The following is a 16534-nucleotide window of genomic DNA, read 5'->3' as shown; positions in this document are numbered from 1 at the left end:
TCATGAAACACAAGGCGTCATCCGGATCTCCACGAACTGGTGGGTCCCCCGGATCTCGATTGGCGACAACCGCGTCCAGTGAGTCGGGGACGGAAGGCGGCAGCCCGCCTCGGTGTTCGACAAGTGGACCGTCTTCACCTGGCCCGACCACCCCGGAGGGAGAGGGATCAGATCGACAAGGCCAGGATTCTCTCAAGCACCGGCAGTGCGGGGCGGCGATCCCGCCGATCGCCGCCCCCGCCGGCCTTCCCCGTTTGCCGCTGGTCCTCTCTTGGTCGTCAGAGCGACGGAGTGCTCGGCGTTCAGTGCGCAGTGCCGATCCGCATGGGCCGGACACGGGAGGCGGCACAGCCACGACGACCTGACGAGCGAGGTGCCTGCCCCGACTCCTAGACAGGGAATTTCACGCCGGTGAGGTCCTCGGAGAGCGTCCACAGGCGTTGCTGGACGAGCCGGTCGTGCGACTCCGAACTGGATTCGACGACCTTCGGGTGTCCTCGGTAGCCGCCCATCCGGTCGGGGCCGTAGAACTGGCCGCCGCGGACGGCGGGGTCGGTGGCCGCGCGCAGGGTCGGCAGGGCGCCCATCTCCGGCTTCTGGCTCATCAGGGGTGCGATCAGGGGGTTGATCACTCGCATCGCGGCCGGAGAGTTGCGCATGAGGTCGGTGTTGGCCAGACCCGGGTGTGCGGCCACCGACACCGTGGTGCCGAGCAGGGCGAGGCGGCGTTGCAGTTCGTAGGCGAACATCAGGTTCGCCAGTTTCGACTGCCCGTAGGCCGCGACACGGCTGTAGGACCGCTCGGACTGAAGGTCGTCGAAGTGGATGGCGGCCCGGATGCGGTGGGCGACGCTGCTGACCGTCACCACCCGAGAGCCCGGCACGGGGAGCAGCAGATCCAGCACCAGGCCGGTGAACGCGAAGTGGCCGAGATGGTTGGTGCCGAACTGCAGCTCGAATCCGTCGCGGGTGGTCTGCTTCGGCGGGTACATCACACCGGCGTTGTTGATCAGCAGGTCGATTGCCGTGTGGGTTCCGCGAAGGTCTGCCGCTGCGGCCCGTATCGACTCCAGTGAGGTCAGGTCCAGTTGCTGCACGGTGACGTCGCCGGCCATGCGGGCGGCTGCCTGCCTCCCCTTCTCGACGTCCCGCACGGCCAGCACCACCGTCGCCCCGTGTTCCGCCAGGGCGCGGGCGGTCTCGAAGCCGAGGCCGGTGTTGGCGCCGGTCACGACCGCAACCCGCCCCTTCAGCTCGGGGATGTCACGCTCGGTCCACTTCATGTCGATCTCCTTACAGACCGTCGGTCTCTTGATGCTCCGACGTTAAGAGACCGGTGTTCTGTTGTCAAGAGACCGCTGGTTTGTAAGCTGGGTGCATGACATTCCAGCGGGCACGCAATGAGGAGCAGCGCGAGATCCGGCGCCAGGCCATCCTGGACACGGCCGCGGCGATGCTCGACGAGATGCCGGTGGCGGACGTGAGCCTCAACGAGTTGAGCCGACGGGTCGGTCTGGCCAAGTCGAACGTGCTGCGCTACTTCGAGTCCCGAGAGGCGGTGCTGTTCGAACTGCTGGAGCAGGCCATGACGAGATGGCTGGCGGAGGTGCCGGACGAACTGGCCAAGAGTGTCGAGCCCGGCCTGCCGGCGCTCGAACGCGGTGACCGGGTGGCCGCGGTGCTCAGCGCCTCGCTCTCGCGTCAGGCGGTGCTGCTCGACCTCATCAACGCGCAGACCAACGTGCTGGAGCACAACGTGTCCGTCGACGTCGTGGTCCGTCACAAGCGGTCCGCCATCGTCGGCATCATGACCACGGCCGACCTCATCCGCCAGTACGTGCCCGAACTCGGCGACGGTGCCCGGACGGTGGCCGTGATGACGTTGATCCTGGCCGGCGCCCTCTCGACCTACTGCCGGCCCTCCGCCAGCGCGCTCGCCGCCTACGAAGCCGACCCCGACGTGACCGTGCTCCGTCTGGACCTGCGCACCACTCTGGAACACGCCGCCGCCACACTGATCGCGGGCACACTGGCACGCGCCTGACACAAGGGCACCGAGAAGCCCACGCAGCGGCAGTGGCTTCACGTCTTTCGCCTCCGCCGAATCTCTGGTGCACGTCCACTCCTGCGGGGGGACGGCGCCACTGTCGCTGGTGGTACCGGCCGCGGCGGTCGTTGCCGGTGCGGGCAGGCGCCTGGGACGGCGGGACGTGCGACGGCCATGAGCCGCCACCGCTGACGTCGGCGCGTGGAGAACATCCTCGCCCTCGGTTCACGGCCGCCGTGCCCAGATCAGCACCGGGTGGGCGGCGCACGCTCCTGCCCCTGGCCGCCGACGGGGGCATCCTCCTGGCGGTTGACGTCCCCAGACGGTCTGCCTCGATCGACGGCCACGACGTCCGTGCCTCGGCTGTGTCCCGGCCGATCTGCTTGTCGACCCGGCCGGCCCTCGATCCGGCGCCCGGCTTGCAAGGAATCAGGTACCCACCCCGTGCAAACCACCCATGTGCCGGAGCTCGCCCGCAGCGACCGTTCTCCTACTGCACGTGGGGCACGAGCCCTCTACTCGGTCGGAACCCGCTGCACATGCCACCCGAGCACTCGGGTTGTGAGTCTCCGGCCGCGGCTCGCAGCCGCCCAACCGGACACGTCTGCGTGACTGAAAGGAAGAACAATGAAAAGAAGGAACGTGGTTGACGCGCGTCGCAAGTTCGGCCTGGTCGCCCGTCTGACGAGGCGCGCGAACGCGCCCACGTCACCCGAGATCGGCGCAGTCGCCCCCAAGCGGCGACTGCGCAGGATGGTCGGCCTCGCCGTGGCCGCCACCCTGACAGCGCTGCCGGTCTCGGTCGGCGTCCAGAGCGTCACCGCGCCCAAGGCCCAAGCCGCCGTCAACGACCAGTACTCCTGGATCACCACGTCCGCAGCGCTCACGCTCTTCAACTACTGGCGGAACAGCCAGCAATGGCCTTCCACCGGAACCCCCAACAGCGTGTGGGACACGGGTTCCGGATGGGCAAACGGGGGCGGGACGTATAACGACTACGACAGGCAACTGCGCAACTGGATCGGGAACGAGACCGGAAACTGGGGGACGATGCACTTTCGCGAGTACGACGACGCGACCAGGGCCTGGCCGAATACCGGACGGGGTGCAGGGCGATACGTGTACAACGTCGAATACGGCATCATCTTCCACACGGTCGACCACTACACCAATTTCACCCCGCTCAACTTCGGGCGTCTCCCCACCCCCTGGTTCCCCCAAACCGTGTTCTGCTACGAACATCCCAATGGACAACCGAACAACAGGCGGATAGTCCTTCATACCGGCCACTCGAGCCCAGTTGCTTACACTGTCAGTGGGCTGCCAGGCTCCGGAATGTCAGTGGATTACCGAATAACGGAGGAGTGGTGGCACAACGGAGATCGCAGATACTACGTTGACACGAAGATAGCGACTCAGACTCAGGGCCTCAGCTTCAATGCGTACAACTCCCTCAGGACGCACGGCGACGCCAGCCAGATCTGCAGGAACTTCACCCGCTTCTGGTACGGCACCACGTAGAGGATTCAAGGCCCGGCGGCCAGCGCGCCCGGGTCGCGGTCGAGATGTATGCCTGTCTTGGGGCGGGGAACTGCATGGCTTGTGGAACTCAGGCGCGGTGCCCCGCACGACCCGACTTGAGTCAGGGTGCGGGCGCCGGATGAGCCGCCCACCAGGTCGCGATCTGAGCACGACGCCTGTAGCCGAGCTTGACCAGGATGTTCTCCACATGGCCGTCGACAGTGCGCGGCGACAGCACCAACCGGGAGGCGATCTGCCGGTTGGTTGCGCCTTGCGCCACGAGTTCGGCGACCTGCCGCTCGCGGCGACTGAGCGGGGTCGCCTTGGCGGGAAGGCTCCGTTCGGCGTCAGTGTCGGCGTCGGTCTCGGCCAGGGCGAAGGCGATGGCCCGCCCGGGGCTGGCGTGTCGACCGCCGTCGTCAAGGGCCTTCTCGTAGTCCGCCGGGCCCATCGCCCGTACCACCGCCTCCTCACACTGTGCATGCGCACTGGCGACCTGTGGCGCCGACGCGGAAGCGGTGATGCCCACCTTGCGGCGCAAGGAACGTACGGCACCCAGCAACCGCGCCGCCTGCTCGTGGTCTCCATGTGAGGCGGTGGCCCAGGCGAACAGCCCCAGTATGTTCGCCGTCGCGAGGTAGTCGTTGAATCCACGCATGTTCTCGAGCGCCGATCGGGCCAACAGCATGCACTGATCCTGATCACGTCGGTCCCTGGCGTTCTGGCCCAGGGTCATCAGCATCTGAGCCCTGCCCCACCTCTCCCCGCTGGCCTCGAAGTCGGCGATCACCTGCCTGGCGGTCTCCGCCCCGTTCGGGTCGTCGGCATGGGTCTGAGCGACAGCCACGGCGAACAGCCAGGGAGACGCCTCGTGTTCATCGCCCAGCGCTGTCAGGGCGGCCCACGCGTTCTCGTACAGGGTGATGCTTTCCGCGATGCGGCCCCTGGTGAACGCCGACACGCCACGGAGGCCAACCACCCGGCCACGCACCACCGGGTCGTCCAGTTGTTCGCCCAGCATGTCTGCCTCGTCCATCCACCGGTCGGCGGTCGCCAGGTCGCCCTGCAACTGCGCGACCCAGATGCCGACGAGGAGCGCCTTGGCCCGGACCGGTGTGGGCTCGGGCGCCGCCGCCAGCGCCCGGTCGAACTGCCTGCGCCCCTCGCTCAGGAACCCGCCGATACACCAGTGCCACCGCAACGCCGCGGTCAGCGCAAGCCTTGCCTGAGGGTCGGCGGCGCAGTCCAGGGCCGCCAGCAGGTTGGTGTGCTCGGCGCGCAGCCGGGCCAGTACGTCGACCTGGCCGGGGCCGTACCAGTGCCAGTCGATACGCTCAGCCAGATCGAGGAAGAACCTCAGATGCCGCAGCCGCAGCTGTTGTTCCTCTCCCGACTCCATGAGGCGCTCCCGGCCGTGCTGTCGGATGGTCTCCAACAGCCGGAAGCGTGGCAGGCCCGCGGATTCGCAGGTGAGGACGATCGACTGGGCGACCAGACGGTCGAGGAGGTCCAGCACTTCGTGCTTCGCGATTCCGTCCCCGGCACAGACGTCCTCGGCCGCCTCCAGACCGAACCCCCCGGCGAAGACCGACAGCCGGTTCCACAGCACCCGCTCGGCCGGAGTGCACAGCTCATAGCTCCAGTCGATCATCCCGCGGAGCGTACGCTGATGCGGCAGTCTGGTCGGGCAGCCGCCGGTGAGCAGGGCGAAGCGGTCCTCCATCCGGTCCGCCACCTGTCCCACGGAGAGAGTGCGCAGCCGGGACGCTGCCAACTCGATCGCCAACGGCAGTCCGTCCAGACCAGCGCAGAGCCGACTCACATGGGCCTGGTTCATCTCACTGATCTCGAACCCCGGCTGTACGGCTGTGGCGCGATCACGCAATAGTTCGACCGCTTCCAGCGGCGGCAGCGGCGGCACCGTGAAGACCTGCTCGCCCGATACTCCCAGCGTGTGGCGACTCGTCGCCAGGATACGGAGTTCCGGTGCAGCCGCCAGCAGGGTCTTGGCCAACTGGGCACAGGGGCCTGCGAGATGCTCGCAGTTGTCCAGGACCAGAAGTGCCGTCCGCCCGGCCAGGTACTCCGTGAGCTGGTCTGCCGCGCTCTGGGTGCCCAAGTCCGGCAATCGCAGCGCCTCGGCCGTCCTGACCGCCACGGCTGACAGATCGCGTATCGGGGCGAGGTCCACCCACCACACCCCATCCGCGAACGCCTTCCCCGACACGGCCGCCGTCTCCCGCGCCAGCCGGGTCTTGCCGACCCCTCCCGCTCCGGTGAGCGTCAGCAGCCGCGTCGTCCCCAGGCGACGGCGCACTTCGGCGAGGTCGTGTCGCCTGCCGACGAATGTGGTCAGGGGCGCGAACAGATTGCCCGCGTTCGGTGTCCGGATGGTCATGTTTCTTGTCGCCTTCTGACGGACGCATGCCAGGGATGGCAGGACGTCGCGCGCGATGGAGACAGGGGCACGCGTGTCGAGGCGTCCCAGCGGCCATGGCCGTCCCTGGTCACCGTCATGAGGGTCGCCTGACGCAAACGCGTCGTCCCGCCGACTCAAAAGGGACAATAACCCACTCGGGCAATGCCAGAGGGGGGAGAATTTCTACCCCTCACATCAGGCTTCTCCCGATGTAAGGCTTTCTTGCCCATCCGGTTGGGGCAAGGAGCTGGCCGACGGCGTTAACGCCGTCGGCCCCGCCCTCGACGTCAAGTCAGGATCAGCAAGTCTCGACGAGGTGTGCTCGGCCGTTCTTCATGTCGGCCGGGCGGCTGTGGTCAGCGGGAAGGACTGCCGCCGTCACTGAAGTGGATGCCCCTGTCCCGAACGTAGGTCCAGCCGGTCAACCTGCCGACCTGGTTCGGGCTGTTCCTGATGATGCGAAGGTAGGAGAACTTCCCCCGGGCAGGCGGTTTCGCGCCCGGGCAGTGTCGGCGTATTTCCGCGTCGGTCATCGAGTTGTAGTGGAGAGCGATGTAACCGTCGTCCGGGTTCTCGACCTTGCTCTGGTATCCCTTGTCGTACCAGTAGTAGTGGCCGAAGAACCGGTACCCGAAGTGGAGTTCCCAGTCGCCCGTGATGGTCTGCAGGCCCGTGGCCCGAGTGGTCCACGCCTGGGTGAAGGGTTCCATGGTCTGCGTGTAGGTCTCAGAGTCCGTGCGGGTGTTCGAGAAGGTCTTCCCGAATGCGGCGCTCGCCGCCACCGAGATCGGCTCCCACAGAGCGGAGGACAGGCTGGCGGAGATGTTCGCGTTCGTGGTTTGCGATGTTGTTTCCGACCAGCCCCAGGTGCGCTGGACGGTGCCACCACAGTTGACGATTTTGGAGCCGACCTGGTGCTCCGGGCCGAGGCCCTGGGAAAGCGAGGTGGGGGTGAACTTGCAGTAGTCCGCCACACCGCACTGGGACAGCAATTGCTCCTCGGTGGGGCCCGAGTCAGCGCTTGCGCTGGTGGCTGTCGCACCCAGCAGAGCACCCGCCGCTGCCAGCGACGCAGTGGTGAATGCCGTTCGGTGCAGTCGAGCGAACGAGCGAGCGGATGACGCCTTGCGTTTCATGAATTTCTCCGAGCTGTTTTCTCTGGGAGGGCACCGTAGTGAGCCCTCGGGACACAAGCACGCCGAGCGCGCTGCGCCGATTCCGTCTCCGCCTGGTATCCGAGGACTGCAGACGGTTCGCCTCGCTGAGGGGATTTCTGGCAATCGCACGCGGGCCTCGAGAAGAGAGAAGGCGGGATGCGAGTGTTGCGACGCCGGTCTCTGCCCCTCCGAGGCCTGGTTACGAGTCTGGGTCTGTGGGGAGTCTCCGCGTATGCGTGAAATTACGGGTTCGCGCGATGCGTGCTACCCAGGTATTCCGTGAGGCCGTCTCTGGCAGGGCTGATATGTTCCCGGCCGACGGGATGAGCTGACCACCTGTGTACGCGCCACCGCGAGGACATCGACTCCGTCGGCCTGGAGCCGGAGTTGCCCCTACCGCCTGGGCTCCCTGCTCGCTGCGCGAACAACGACCCGGTCGACGAACCCGGCGACACGCCGGCTGGCCTGGCCGTCGACATCCGCGTGCACGTCCGGCACGGCCCCGTGCCCTCGCAGAGTCCGAGATCGCCCCGCGCTACCTCTCCGAAGCCTCCATGGCCGAACTCCTCACCACCACACCAGCCGAGGCTGACCCCCAGTTACCTCCTCGGCAGGAACCGGATCAACTCGGCCGGTGACTACACCACTCGGCGGGCCACCATCCAGCCGGGCCGTCAGAGTCTCGGCCTTGCGGTCGGGCAGGACCCGACGCGCTCGCGGGTTTCGGCGTCGATCAGGATCGTGCCCCAGCGGTGACCGCGCCGCAGTGCGAAGTCGTCCACACCGAGCACCGTGGGCACCGCCACTGAGGGTAGGGGGATGCGTAACAAGCAGGTCAGCGTGCTCGCCCACGACAGGGTCTGGTGCAGATGGAGCAGCAGCCGGGCCCGGGCTCTCCCGGCCAGGGCCGTCGCGACCGCTGCGATCGCTTTCTGCAGGGCCGGGGTGCGCCGCTGGTAGCGCACCGTCAGCCCGGGGACCTGTTCGACGAACGTGGTCTTGGAGCAGTCCGGGTTCTCGCAGTACAAGCGGCGCACCGACACGTCGATGACCACCGGTCTCCCGCCAATCGCCTCGTCGGCTACATGCCGCACGTACCGGCTGTGCTCCCACGTCGATTCCTGCCCGCAGCCCGGGCGGACCACCAAGCCCCCGGCGGCAGTCCGCACGTGATCCTGACCAGGCCGCCACCTGTATCCACCGCCTTGACCAGCACCGAAGCCAGATGAGCAAGCAGCGCCGTCGACTCGACATCACACGCCACCAGCCTCCCCCAACGGCCCACCCACCAAGGCCAGAACCGAGAAGACGACCAACGGCCGCGGGCCCCTCCTCGTCTACGCCTTCGCCACTCGCTGGGGCTGCGAGTCAAGTCAGCCCAGCAGGAGGCCGATTCGAATGAACCCATTGCCAAAACATTGGCGATGGCACACCAATTCGTTTGCTCAACTGCGGCGATAATCCTTATCGCAAAAGCGGATTGTGTTCCGGCTGCCGTGTCGGCGGAAGCCGTTGGAGTTGGACGGAGCAATGCCGGGCCGGGACAGGTCGGTCGGGTCGGGGCGCCGAGTGCGGCGGTGTCGGCACACCGGCCGAGCCGTCTTCGGCTGCCGGCCGACCGGTAATTGGCCTACAAACGCCCAGCCCAGCCCAGCTTGCCTTGGTCGGCTGCCGCCGCTTCCACCCCCTACCACTTTGGAGACTTCTCCTCTCATGTCGGCCTCCTCCGGGCGTCACGCCCGCCCCCGCACCCCGCTGCCGCGCAACGCCACCACCGCCGCGTCACTCACCGCCGCCGGGATCGGCGCCGGCCTGCTGGGCGCCTCCGCCGCCCAGGCCGCCACCCCTGCCGGTACCACCCCGGTCAGCAGCTACACCGTCGTCAGCGGCGACACCCTGTCCGGCATCGCCGCCAAGGAGCACGTGCCCGGCGGCTGGACGGCCTTGGCCAAGGACAACCACATCGCGTCCCCCTACGTGATCCGCCCTGGTGAGAAGCTCAACCTGCCCGCGGGCTCCTACGTCACCAAGCCCACCGCCTCGCCCTTCCCCGTCGCGGTCACCGTCGGCAAGGCCACCCAGGTCATCACCGTCAAGGCCGACGGTTCCCGCGCCACCGTCACCAGCTGGCAGAAGAGCGGCGGCAGTTGGCATCAGGTCCTCACGACCACCGCACGGATCGGCGCCAACGGCATCACCGACGGCGCCACCCGCAAGCAGGGCACCGGCACGACCCCCACGGGCACCTACACCATCACCCAAGGGTTCGGAGTCGGCGCCGACCCGGGTACCAAGGTGCCCTACCACAAGGTGACCAGCGTCGACTGGTGGGTCGAGGACCCCACGTCCGCCTACTACAACCAGATGCGGACGTCGACCCAGGGCGGCTTCCACCTCACCGAAACCGGCGACGACGGCAGCGAGCACCTGATCGAATACCCAACCCAGTACCACAACGCCCTGGTCATCAACTACAACATGGACCCCGCTGTCAAAGGCCGCGGGGCCGGGATCTTTCTCCACGACCTCGGTCCGCAGGCCGGCCCCACCGCGGGCTGCGTGGCGCTGCCCGCCGCCGCCATGACCCAGATCATGAAATGGATCGACCCCGCTGCCCACCCCGTCATCGCCATCGGCTGACCTTTTGGTCTGGTAAGCCCCGCACCTTTGCGTTGCAGTTATCGCGTCATTTTCTTGCCAAGTCGCTTATGGAATTGGGCAGATGGCCACGTGGCCGTTTTAGCATCGCTCGTTGTCTTGATCATCAGAACTGATCCATGACTCACACGAGTCCATCTCCAGGGGGCGTGCCTGCTGTGGCAACAGGAGAAAACCGAGCGAACGTCAGAACCGGGAGACGAATATCCCGGCCTTCCCTGGTCCGTGGCCTCCTTGCCACAGCGGTGACCATGGCTGTCGCGGTGACCACTCTGGCCGCCGCGCCCGCAGCCCACCGGCAACCGCCCGTCCCGCACCCCACCAAGCCGGTCCCGGTCCACGCGGTGACCTCGCACTACCACAAGCCGAAGAAGCTGCTCTCCTGGCAGCCGGCGAAGGTGGTCTGGCCGACCGGGTCCGCCCGCGTCGACCGGCCCGGCTCCGGCGGGCGAGCCGGGTCCCTGCCGGTGTGGCTCAACGCGACCGGCCGCACCGCCGGCACCTCGCACACCGCCGCTCGCCGAGCCGCAAGCGGTGCCACGGTCACCGTACTGCCCCGGTCGGCCGCGAGGGCCGCTGGTGTGAACGGCGTCCTGCTGAGCGTCGTGTCCGACGCGGCGTCTCAGCCGCGCACGGCCCATCTGACCCTGGACTACCGGTCGTTCGCCGACGCCTACGGCGCGGACTGGGCCTCACGGCTGCGTCTGGTCGCGCTGCCCACCTGCGTGCTGACCACGCCGAAAACGCCTGCCTGCCGGACCGCGAGCGCCCTGAAGTCCCGGAATGACGCCGACACCGGGCGGGTCTCCGCCGATGTGCCGCTCAACTCGCCCGCGGCTTCGAAGACCACGGCGAAGGCATCCGCCTCGCCGACCGCGATGGTCTTCGCCGCGACGTCGTCCTCCGGCGGCGGTGGTGGCGGTGACTTCACCGCCACCTCTCTCAAGCCATCAGGTTCATGGCAGGCGGGCGGCAGCACCGACGCCTTCAACTGGTCCTACCCGCTCAGCGCCCCCGCCGTCCCGGGCGGGCTCACCCCGGGCCTGAAGATCAACTACAACTCGCAGAGCGTCGACGGGCTGACCTCCTCGACCAACAACCAGGCCTCCACCGTCGGCGACGGCTTCTCGCTGCCGGAGAACTACATCGAGCGTTCCTACAAGTCCTGCCATCAGAATCCGTCGGGGACGACGAAGACCTGGGACAACTGCTGGTCCTCCGACAACCAGCTGACGCTGTCGCTCAACGGGTCCACCACCTCGATCATCAAGGACGACAGCACCGGGACCTACCGTGCCCAGGGCGACACCGACGAGCGGATCCAGTACCTGACCGGTGCGTCCAACGGCGCCCAGAACGGCGAGTACTTCCGCGTCACCACCCCCGACGGCACCCAGTACACCTTCGGCCTCAACCACCTGCCCGGGTACGCCAGCGGTGACGCGGCCACCAACTCGGTGCTGACCGAGCCGGTCTACGCGACGGCCTCCGGGCAGCCGTGCTACAACGCCACCTTCTCCTCGTCCTGGTGCCAGCAGGGGTACCGGTGGATGCTGGACTACGTCAAGGACACCCACGGCGACGTGATGTCGTCCTTCTACACCGACGACACCAACTACTACGCGCGGGACCTGGGCAGCACCGCCAACACGTCCTACGTACGCGACGCTCGGCTGACGAAGATCCAGTACGGTCAGCGCGACGGCTCGGTGTACTCCACCAGCCCCGCGGCCCAGATCACCTTCACCTACAACGGGCGCTGCAAGACAGCCTCGACCGGTTGCGCGGTCTCCGGCCTGTCCTCCTCGACGGCCTCGAACTGGCCCGACGTCCCCTACGACCTGAACTGCGCCAGCGGCGCCTCCTGCACCTCGCAGTCGCCGTCCTTCTGGTCTGAGTACGAGCTGACCGGCGTCCAGACGCAGGAGCTGGTCGGGACGACCCAGACCGACGTGGACTCCTGGGCGTTCACCTACGCCTTCCCGGCCACCGGTGACGCGACGACCCCCTCGCTGTGGCTGTCGTCCATCGTGCGCACCGGCCAGGACACCAGCGCCGGCGGATCGTCCGGCTCGCTCGCCGTGGCACCGGTCACCTTCTCCGGCACGCCGCTGTCCAACCGCGTCGACCTGACGGACGGTTACGCGCCCATCACGCGCTACCGGTTGAACACCGTCACCACCGAGACCGGCGAGGTCATCAGTGTCGGGTACTCGGCGCCGGCGTGCGGGAGTTCGACCCCGAGCGACGACAGCCAGAACACCTCGCTGTGCTTCCCGTCGTACTGGACGCCCAGCGGACTGACCGCACCGATCAAGGACTGGTTCAACAAGTACATCGTCACCACCGTCACCCAGCAGGACCCGACCGGCGGCGGGGTCGCCGACGACACGGTCACCACCTACACCCCCGTCGGCAGCCCGGCCTGGCACTACGACGACAACCCGCTGACGCCTTCGGACCAGCGCACCTGGAACGAGTGGCGCGGGTACCAGGGGATGAAGGTCTCGACGGGCACCGCCCCGGACCCGAGGACGGAGACGGACTACACCTACCTCCGCGGCATGGACGGCGACACCCTGCCGGGCGGCGGCACGCGCTCGGCGAGCGTCACCGACTCACGCGGCGACACCGCGGTCCCGGACTCCGACCAGTACGCGGGAATGACGTACGAGACGATCCTGTACAACGGGTGGAACTCGGGCAAGGTCGTCAACGACACCGTCACCGATCCGTGGTCCTCCCCGGCCACCGCCACGCACACACTCGGCGGCGGACTGCCGGCCCAGAAGGCGTATCTGACGGGCACCGCGCGCGTGCGGGTCTACACACCGCTCGCCTCGGGCGCCACCAGGGAGACGGAGACCGACAGCACCCACGACTCCGACGGCCGGGTGACCAAGAGCGACGACAAGGGGGACGTCTCCACCGCCTCGGACGACATCTGCGCCACGACGACCTACGCGGACAACACCTCGGCGTGGATCCTCGACGCCCCCGACGAGACCGACACCGTCTCGGCCGACTGCGCCGACACCCCCTCGCTTCCCGGTGACGCAGTGTCGGACAAGCGGATCTACTACGACGGCTCGGCCACCTTCGGGGCTGCCCCGACCGTCGGCGATCCGACGACGACACAGCAGGTGACCTCCTACAGCGGCTCGACACCGACCTGGTCGACGATGACCACGCTGACCGTCGACGAGTACGGCCGGACCCTGTCCAGCAGCGACCCCGACCAGCGCACCACCCACATCGCGTACACGCCTACGACCGGCGCCTCACCCACCTCCGTCACCACCACCGACCCGCTCACCCACACCGTCACCGAGACCCTCGACCCGCTCCGCGGCCTGGCGCTGAGCCAGACCGACGCGGCCGGATACGTCACCAAGGCGCAGTACGACGCCCTCGGACGGACCACCGCGGTCTTCCGGCCCGGCATCACCACCGCCGCGACCAAGTACACCTACGCCGTCTCGCAGTCCTCGCCCAGCGTGGTGAGCACCCAGACGCTCGACGACGACGGCAGCTACGCCGTCAGCGAGTCGCTGTACGACTCCTTCCTGCGCCTGCGCGAGACGCAGACCGGCACCGTCGACGGCGGACGGACCATCACCGACACCGTCTACAACACCGACGGATGGGTCGCCAAGACCACCAACCCCTACTACACCACCGGCGCTCCGGGCACCACGCTCGTCCAGGCCCAGGACGGCCAGATCCCGTCCGAGACCGGCTTCGGCTACGACGGAGCGGGCCGCAAGACGCTGGCCACCGCCTACGCGCTGGGCACCGAGACCTGGCACACCGGCACCGTCTTCGGCGGGAACTTCACCACCACCGTGCCTCCGGCCGGCGGTGTCGCCGAGTCCCAGCTCACCGACGCCCGCGGCAACGTCACGGACCTCTACCAGTACCACTCCGGCGTCCCGGCCGACCCGGTCGACGACCCCAGCGGGGACTACTCCGACACCCACTACACCTACAACCCCGACGGCTCGAAGTCCGGCGAGACCGACCCGGCCGGCAACACCTGGAGCTGGCACTACAACCTGCTCGGCGACCAGACCTCCGCCGGCGACCCGGACGCGGGCACGTCCAACGCGACGTACGACAACGCGGGGCAGGTCCTCACCACCACCGACTCCCGCTCCAAGACGACCAGTTACTCCTACGACGCGGGCGGACGCAAGACGGCCGCCTACGACACCACGGGCGGTGCGAGCCCCTCCGCGAGCAACCAGATCGCGTCGTGGACGTACGACACCCTGAAGAAGGGCCTGCTCACCTCCTCGACGTCCTACCAGCTCGGCACGTCCAGCCCCGCGGTGACCAACGCCGTCCTCGCCTACACCAGCCTGGGCGAGGCCGCCGCCACCCGCACCACCCTCGCCGGTCTGCCGGCAGCCGAGGCCGCCCTGGCCCCCTCCGGCGGCTACACCACCTCGTACACCTACAAGACCACCGGCACCCTCGCCACCCAGCAGGACGCCGCGGCCGGCGGACTGCCCGCCGAGACCATCGCCACCGGGTACGACCAGTACGGCGACCCCACCAGCCTGGCCAGTACCGGCACCACCGCCTGGGCCTACGTCAACGCCGTGGGCTACGACGAGTACGGCCACCCGCTCCAGTACTCCATGGGCCCGACCACCGGGTGGGTCGATCTCACCCTCCAGTACGACCCCCAGACCGGACAGCCCACCGACGCCAAGACCACCGACTCCAGCAGCTCCACCGTCGTCGACGACACCTCCTACAAGTGGTCCGACAACGACCTCTCCAAGGGCACGGGCCTGCTCGCCTCGACGACCGACGCGCAGAACGGCGGCGCCACCTCCGACACCCAGTGCTACGCCTACGACTGGGACGTACGGCTCTCCGCCGCCTGGACCGCGACCGACCACTGCGCCACCGCCCCGGCGAGCGGCAGCAGCTCCATGGTCGGCGGGCCCAATCCCTACTGGGAGAGCTGGACCTACCGCACCGACGGCGAACGGCAGACCGAGACCGACCACGACACCGACGGGAACACGGCGAACGACACCGCGGTGTCCTACGCCTACCCGTCGGCCGGCTCGGCCACCGACCAGCCGCACACCCTCACCTCCACCACCGCCACCGGCCCCGGCGCCACGGCGGGCACCGCCTCCTACACCTACGACGGCGCGGGTGACACCCTCACCGTCAACGGCGGCGCCCTCGGAAACCGGACCCTGACCTGGAACGACCAGGACGAACTGGCCACCGACACCACCTCCGGCGGAACCACCGGCTACCTCTACGACACCGCAGGCAACCTGGTGCTGCGCACCGGCCCCAGCCAGGCCACCCTCTACCTCGACGACGAGGAGATCGTCGAGAACACCAGCAGCCACGCTCTCAGCGGCACCCGGTACTACACCCTCGGCAGCACCACCATCGCCGAACGCGGCAGCAGCGGTGACATCCAGTACCTGATCCCGGACCGCCAGGGCACCGACACCTTGGCCGTCGACTACCAGACCCAGGCCGTCACCCGTCGGCAATACCTCCCCTTCGGCAAGGTCCGCGGCACCGCACCCACGTCCTGGCCCGGCGACAAGGGGTACGTCGGCGGTATCGCCGACTCCGGCACCGGCCTGGAGAACCTGGGCGCCCGGGAGTACGACGCGCAGACCGGCCGTTTCGTCTCCCTCGACCCGCTGCTGGAGTCCTCCGACCCCACGCAGATCTCCGGCTACGACTACAGCGGGAACGACCCGGTCACCGGCAGCGACCCCACGGGAGCCAGCTGGTTCAGCTCCATCAGCAACGCCGTCTCCAATTTCACCCAGACCGCCGGCCAGGTCATGCAGCGCACCAACTGGGCGCAGGCAGCGCTCGGAGCCGGTGAGCTGCTGCTGGGCGCGGCGGCCGACACGGGCGGTACGGCCCTCATGGCGACGGGCGTCGGTGCTCCCCTGGGAGCGGCTCTCGACGTCGCGGGCACCGGGCTGGCCATCTCCGGCGCCGCGACGGCCATCGGAGCGGTGGCGGGGCCGAACATCGCCTACGCCGTACAGGACGGCGACGGCGGTGGCGGGAGCGGTGATCCCACGCACGAGGCCGCATCGAGCACGAGAGACGACGACGCCGCTTCACTCCGTGACGAACACCGGGGCTCGAAGAAGCAGGAGCTGCTGACGGAGGAGAACTCCTACACGGCACTGGAGGGCGGGCCGGACGACACCACGGCCGAGATCAACCCGGAGAGGAAGGGAAAGAACGAGCAGGGCCAATTGAACCCGGACATCAAGCTCTTGGACCGGCAGGGGAACGTTGCCGGATACCGCGAGGTCAAGACGATCGAGAACCCCAATCAGAACGCCTTCATGAGGCAGCTGTCGAAGGGCGCCAAACAGCTCAAGGCCATGGGCGCGAAGATCAACGAGATCTTCTTCCAGGTACCCAAGACAACTGACGCCTACAAGTTCCTGCGGGCCTGGCAGAAGCAGCCGGAGCGGAACCTTTCCAGCTGGCGTGGGTACACCGTCCGTATCGTGGACGACACCGGAGAGGACCTCGGCACCTACGACCTCGGGGATCCCGGCCTCCACGACCTGAGCAAGGGCGGCGGCGGAGGCGGAGGGGACTCCGGCCCTTCGGACGCGGAGAGGCAGGGGTTGCTGAACAAGGAGAGGGCGATGGAAGCAGAGGGATTCTGAGTGTCCGGGCCCGCGCGGCAGCCGTACATGAACGGCCCGGCGG

Annotated in this window: 8 protein-coding genes; 4 read left to right on the top strand and 4 right to left on the bottom strand. The window is 68.1% G+C overall.

The genetic code is table 11. The annotated features are described in order from the left end of the window. Window positions 1-389: 389 nt before the first annotated feature. Complete coding sequence (locus CW359_RS18910; protein ID WP_198655277.1) at window positions 390-1283, bottom strand: SDR family NAD(P)-dependent oxidoreductase; 894 nt, start codon at window positions 1281-1283, stop codon at window positions 390-392. A 95-nt stretch (window positions 1284-1378) separates the two neighbouring features. Between CW359_RS18910 and CW359_RS18905 the strand changes: the two genes are divergently transcribed. Both CW359_RS18905 and CW359_RS18900 read left to right on the top strand, forming a co-directional pair. Beyond that, window positions 1379-2044: a TetR/AcrR family transcriptional regulator gene (locus CW359_RS18905; protein ID WP_105971123.1), complete on the top strand. Its 666-nt coding sequence runs from the start codon at window positions 1379-1381 to the stop codon at window positions 2042-2044. A gap of 630 nt (window positions 2045-2674) precedes the next feature. After that, window positions 2675-3568 carry a hypothetical protein gene (locus CW359_RS18900; RefSeq protein WP_157968583.1) on the top strand — a complete coding sequence of 298 codons (894 nt, stop codon included), beginning with the start codon at window positions 2675-2677 and terminating at the stop codon, window positions 3566-3568. A gap of 121 nt (window positions 3569-3689) precedes the next feature. Here the strand turns inward: CW359_RS18900 and CW359_RS18895 are convergent, their stop codons facing one another. From CW359_RS18895 to CW359_RS18880, 3 genes are all read right to left on the bottom strand, one after another. Further along, window positions 3690-5966, bottom strand: coding sequence for an ATP-binding protein (locus CW359_RS18895; RefSeq protein WP_105971121.1), 2277 nt, complete (start codon window positions 5964-5966; stop codon window positions 3690-3692). A gap of 377 nt (window positions 5967-6343) precedes the next feature. Next, the gene (locus tag CW359_RS18890) at window positions 6344-7123 is read right to left on the bottom strand and encodes a hypothetical protein (protein WP_157968582.1); all 780 of its coding nucleotides are present in this window, start codon (window positions 7121-7123) and stop codon (window positions 6344-6346) included. A 695-nt stretch (window positions 7124-7818) separates the two neighbouring features. Further along, entirely contained in the window at window positions 7819-8289 is a 471-nt protein-coding gene (locus CW359_RS18880) for a transposase family protein (RefSeq protein WP_269805600.1), read from the bottom strand. A gap of 568 nt (window positions 8290-8857) precedes the next feature. Here CW359_RS18880 and CW359_RS18875 point away from each other — a divergent pair. Both CW359_RS18875 and CW359_RS18870 read left to right on the top strand, forming a co-directional pair. Further along, window positions 8858-9784, top strand: a complete 927-nt coding sequence (locus CW359_RS18875) for a L,D-transpeptidase family protein (protein ID WP_232838456.1) — start codon at window positions 8858-8860, stop codon at window positions 9782-9784. A 269-nt stretch (window positions 9785-10053) separates the two neighbouring features. Further along, a complete protein-coding gene (locus CW359_RS18870) occupies window positions 10054-16491 on the top strand; it encodes an RHS repeat domain-containing protein (protein WP_105971117.1) in 6438 nt (2145 codons plus the stop codon). The last annotated feature ends 43 nt before the right edge of the window (window positions 16492-16534 follow it).

Source organism: Streptomyces geranii (genome assembly GCF_002954775.1).
In the GTDB taxonomy this organism is placed as follows: Bacteria; Actinomycetota; Actinomycetes; order Streptomycetales; family Streptomycetaceae; genus Streptomyces; species Streptomyces geranii.
Note: the sequence above shows the minus strand (reverse complement) of the source record. Positions and strands in the feature narration are given on the sequence as shown.

What these genes read in the sequence shown, in the direction of transcription:
- CW359_RS18910 (WP_198655277.1), bottom strand. Translation starts at nt 1,283, where the DNA reads ATGAAGTGGACCGAGCGTGACATCCCCGAGCTGAAGGGGCGGGTTGCG.
- CW359_RS18905 (WP_105971123.1), top strand. Translation starts at nt 1,379, where the DNA reads ATGACATTCCAGCGGGCACGCAATGAGGAGCAGCGCGAGATCCGGCGC.
- CW359_RS18900 (WP_157968583.1), top strand. Translation starts at nt 2,675, where the DNA reads ATGAAAAGAAGGAACGTGGTTGACGCGCGTCGCAAGTTCGGCCTGGTC.
- CW359_RS18895 (WP_105971121.1), bottom strand. Translation starts at nt 5,966, where the DNA reads ATGACCATCCGGACACCGAACGCGGGCAATCTGTTCGCGCCCCTGACC.
- CW359_RS18890 (WP_157968582.1), bottom strand. Translation starts at nt 7,123, where the DNA reads ATGAAACGCAAGGCGTCATCCGCTCGCTCGTTCGCTCGACTGCACCGA.
- CW359_RS18875 (WP_232838456.1), top strand. Translation starts at nt 8,858, where the DNA reads ATGTCGGCCTCCTCCGGGCGTCACGCCCGCCCCCGCACCCCGCTGCCG.
- CW359_RS18870 (WP_105971117.1), top strand. Translation starts at nt 10,054, where the DNA reads ATGGCTGTCGCGGTGACCACTCTGGCCGCCGCGCCCGCAGCCCACCGG.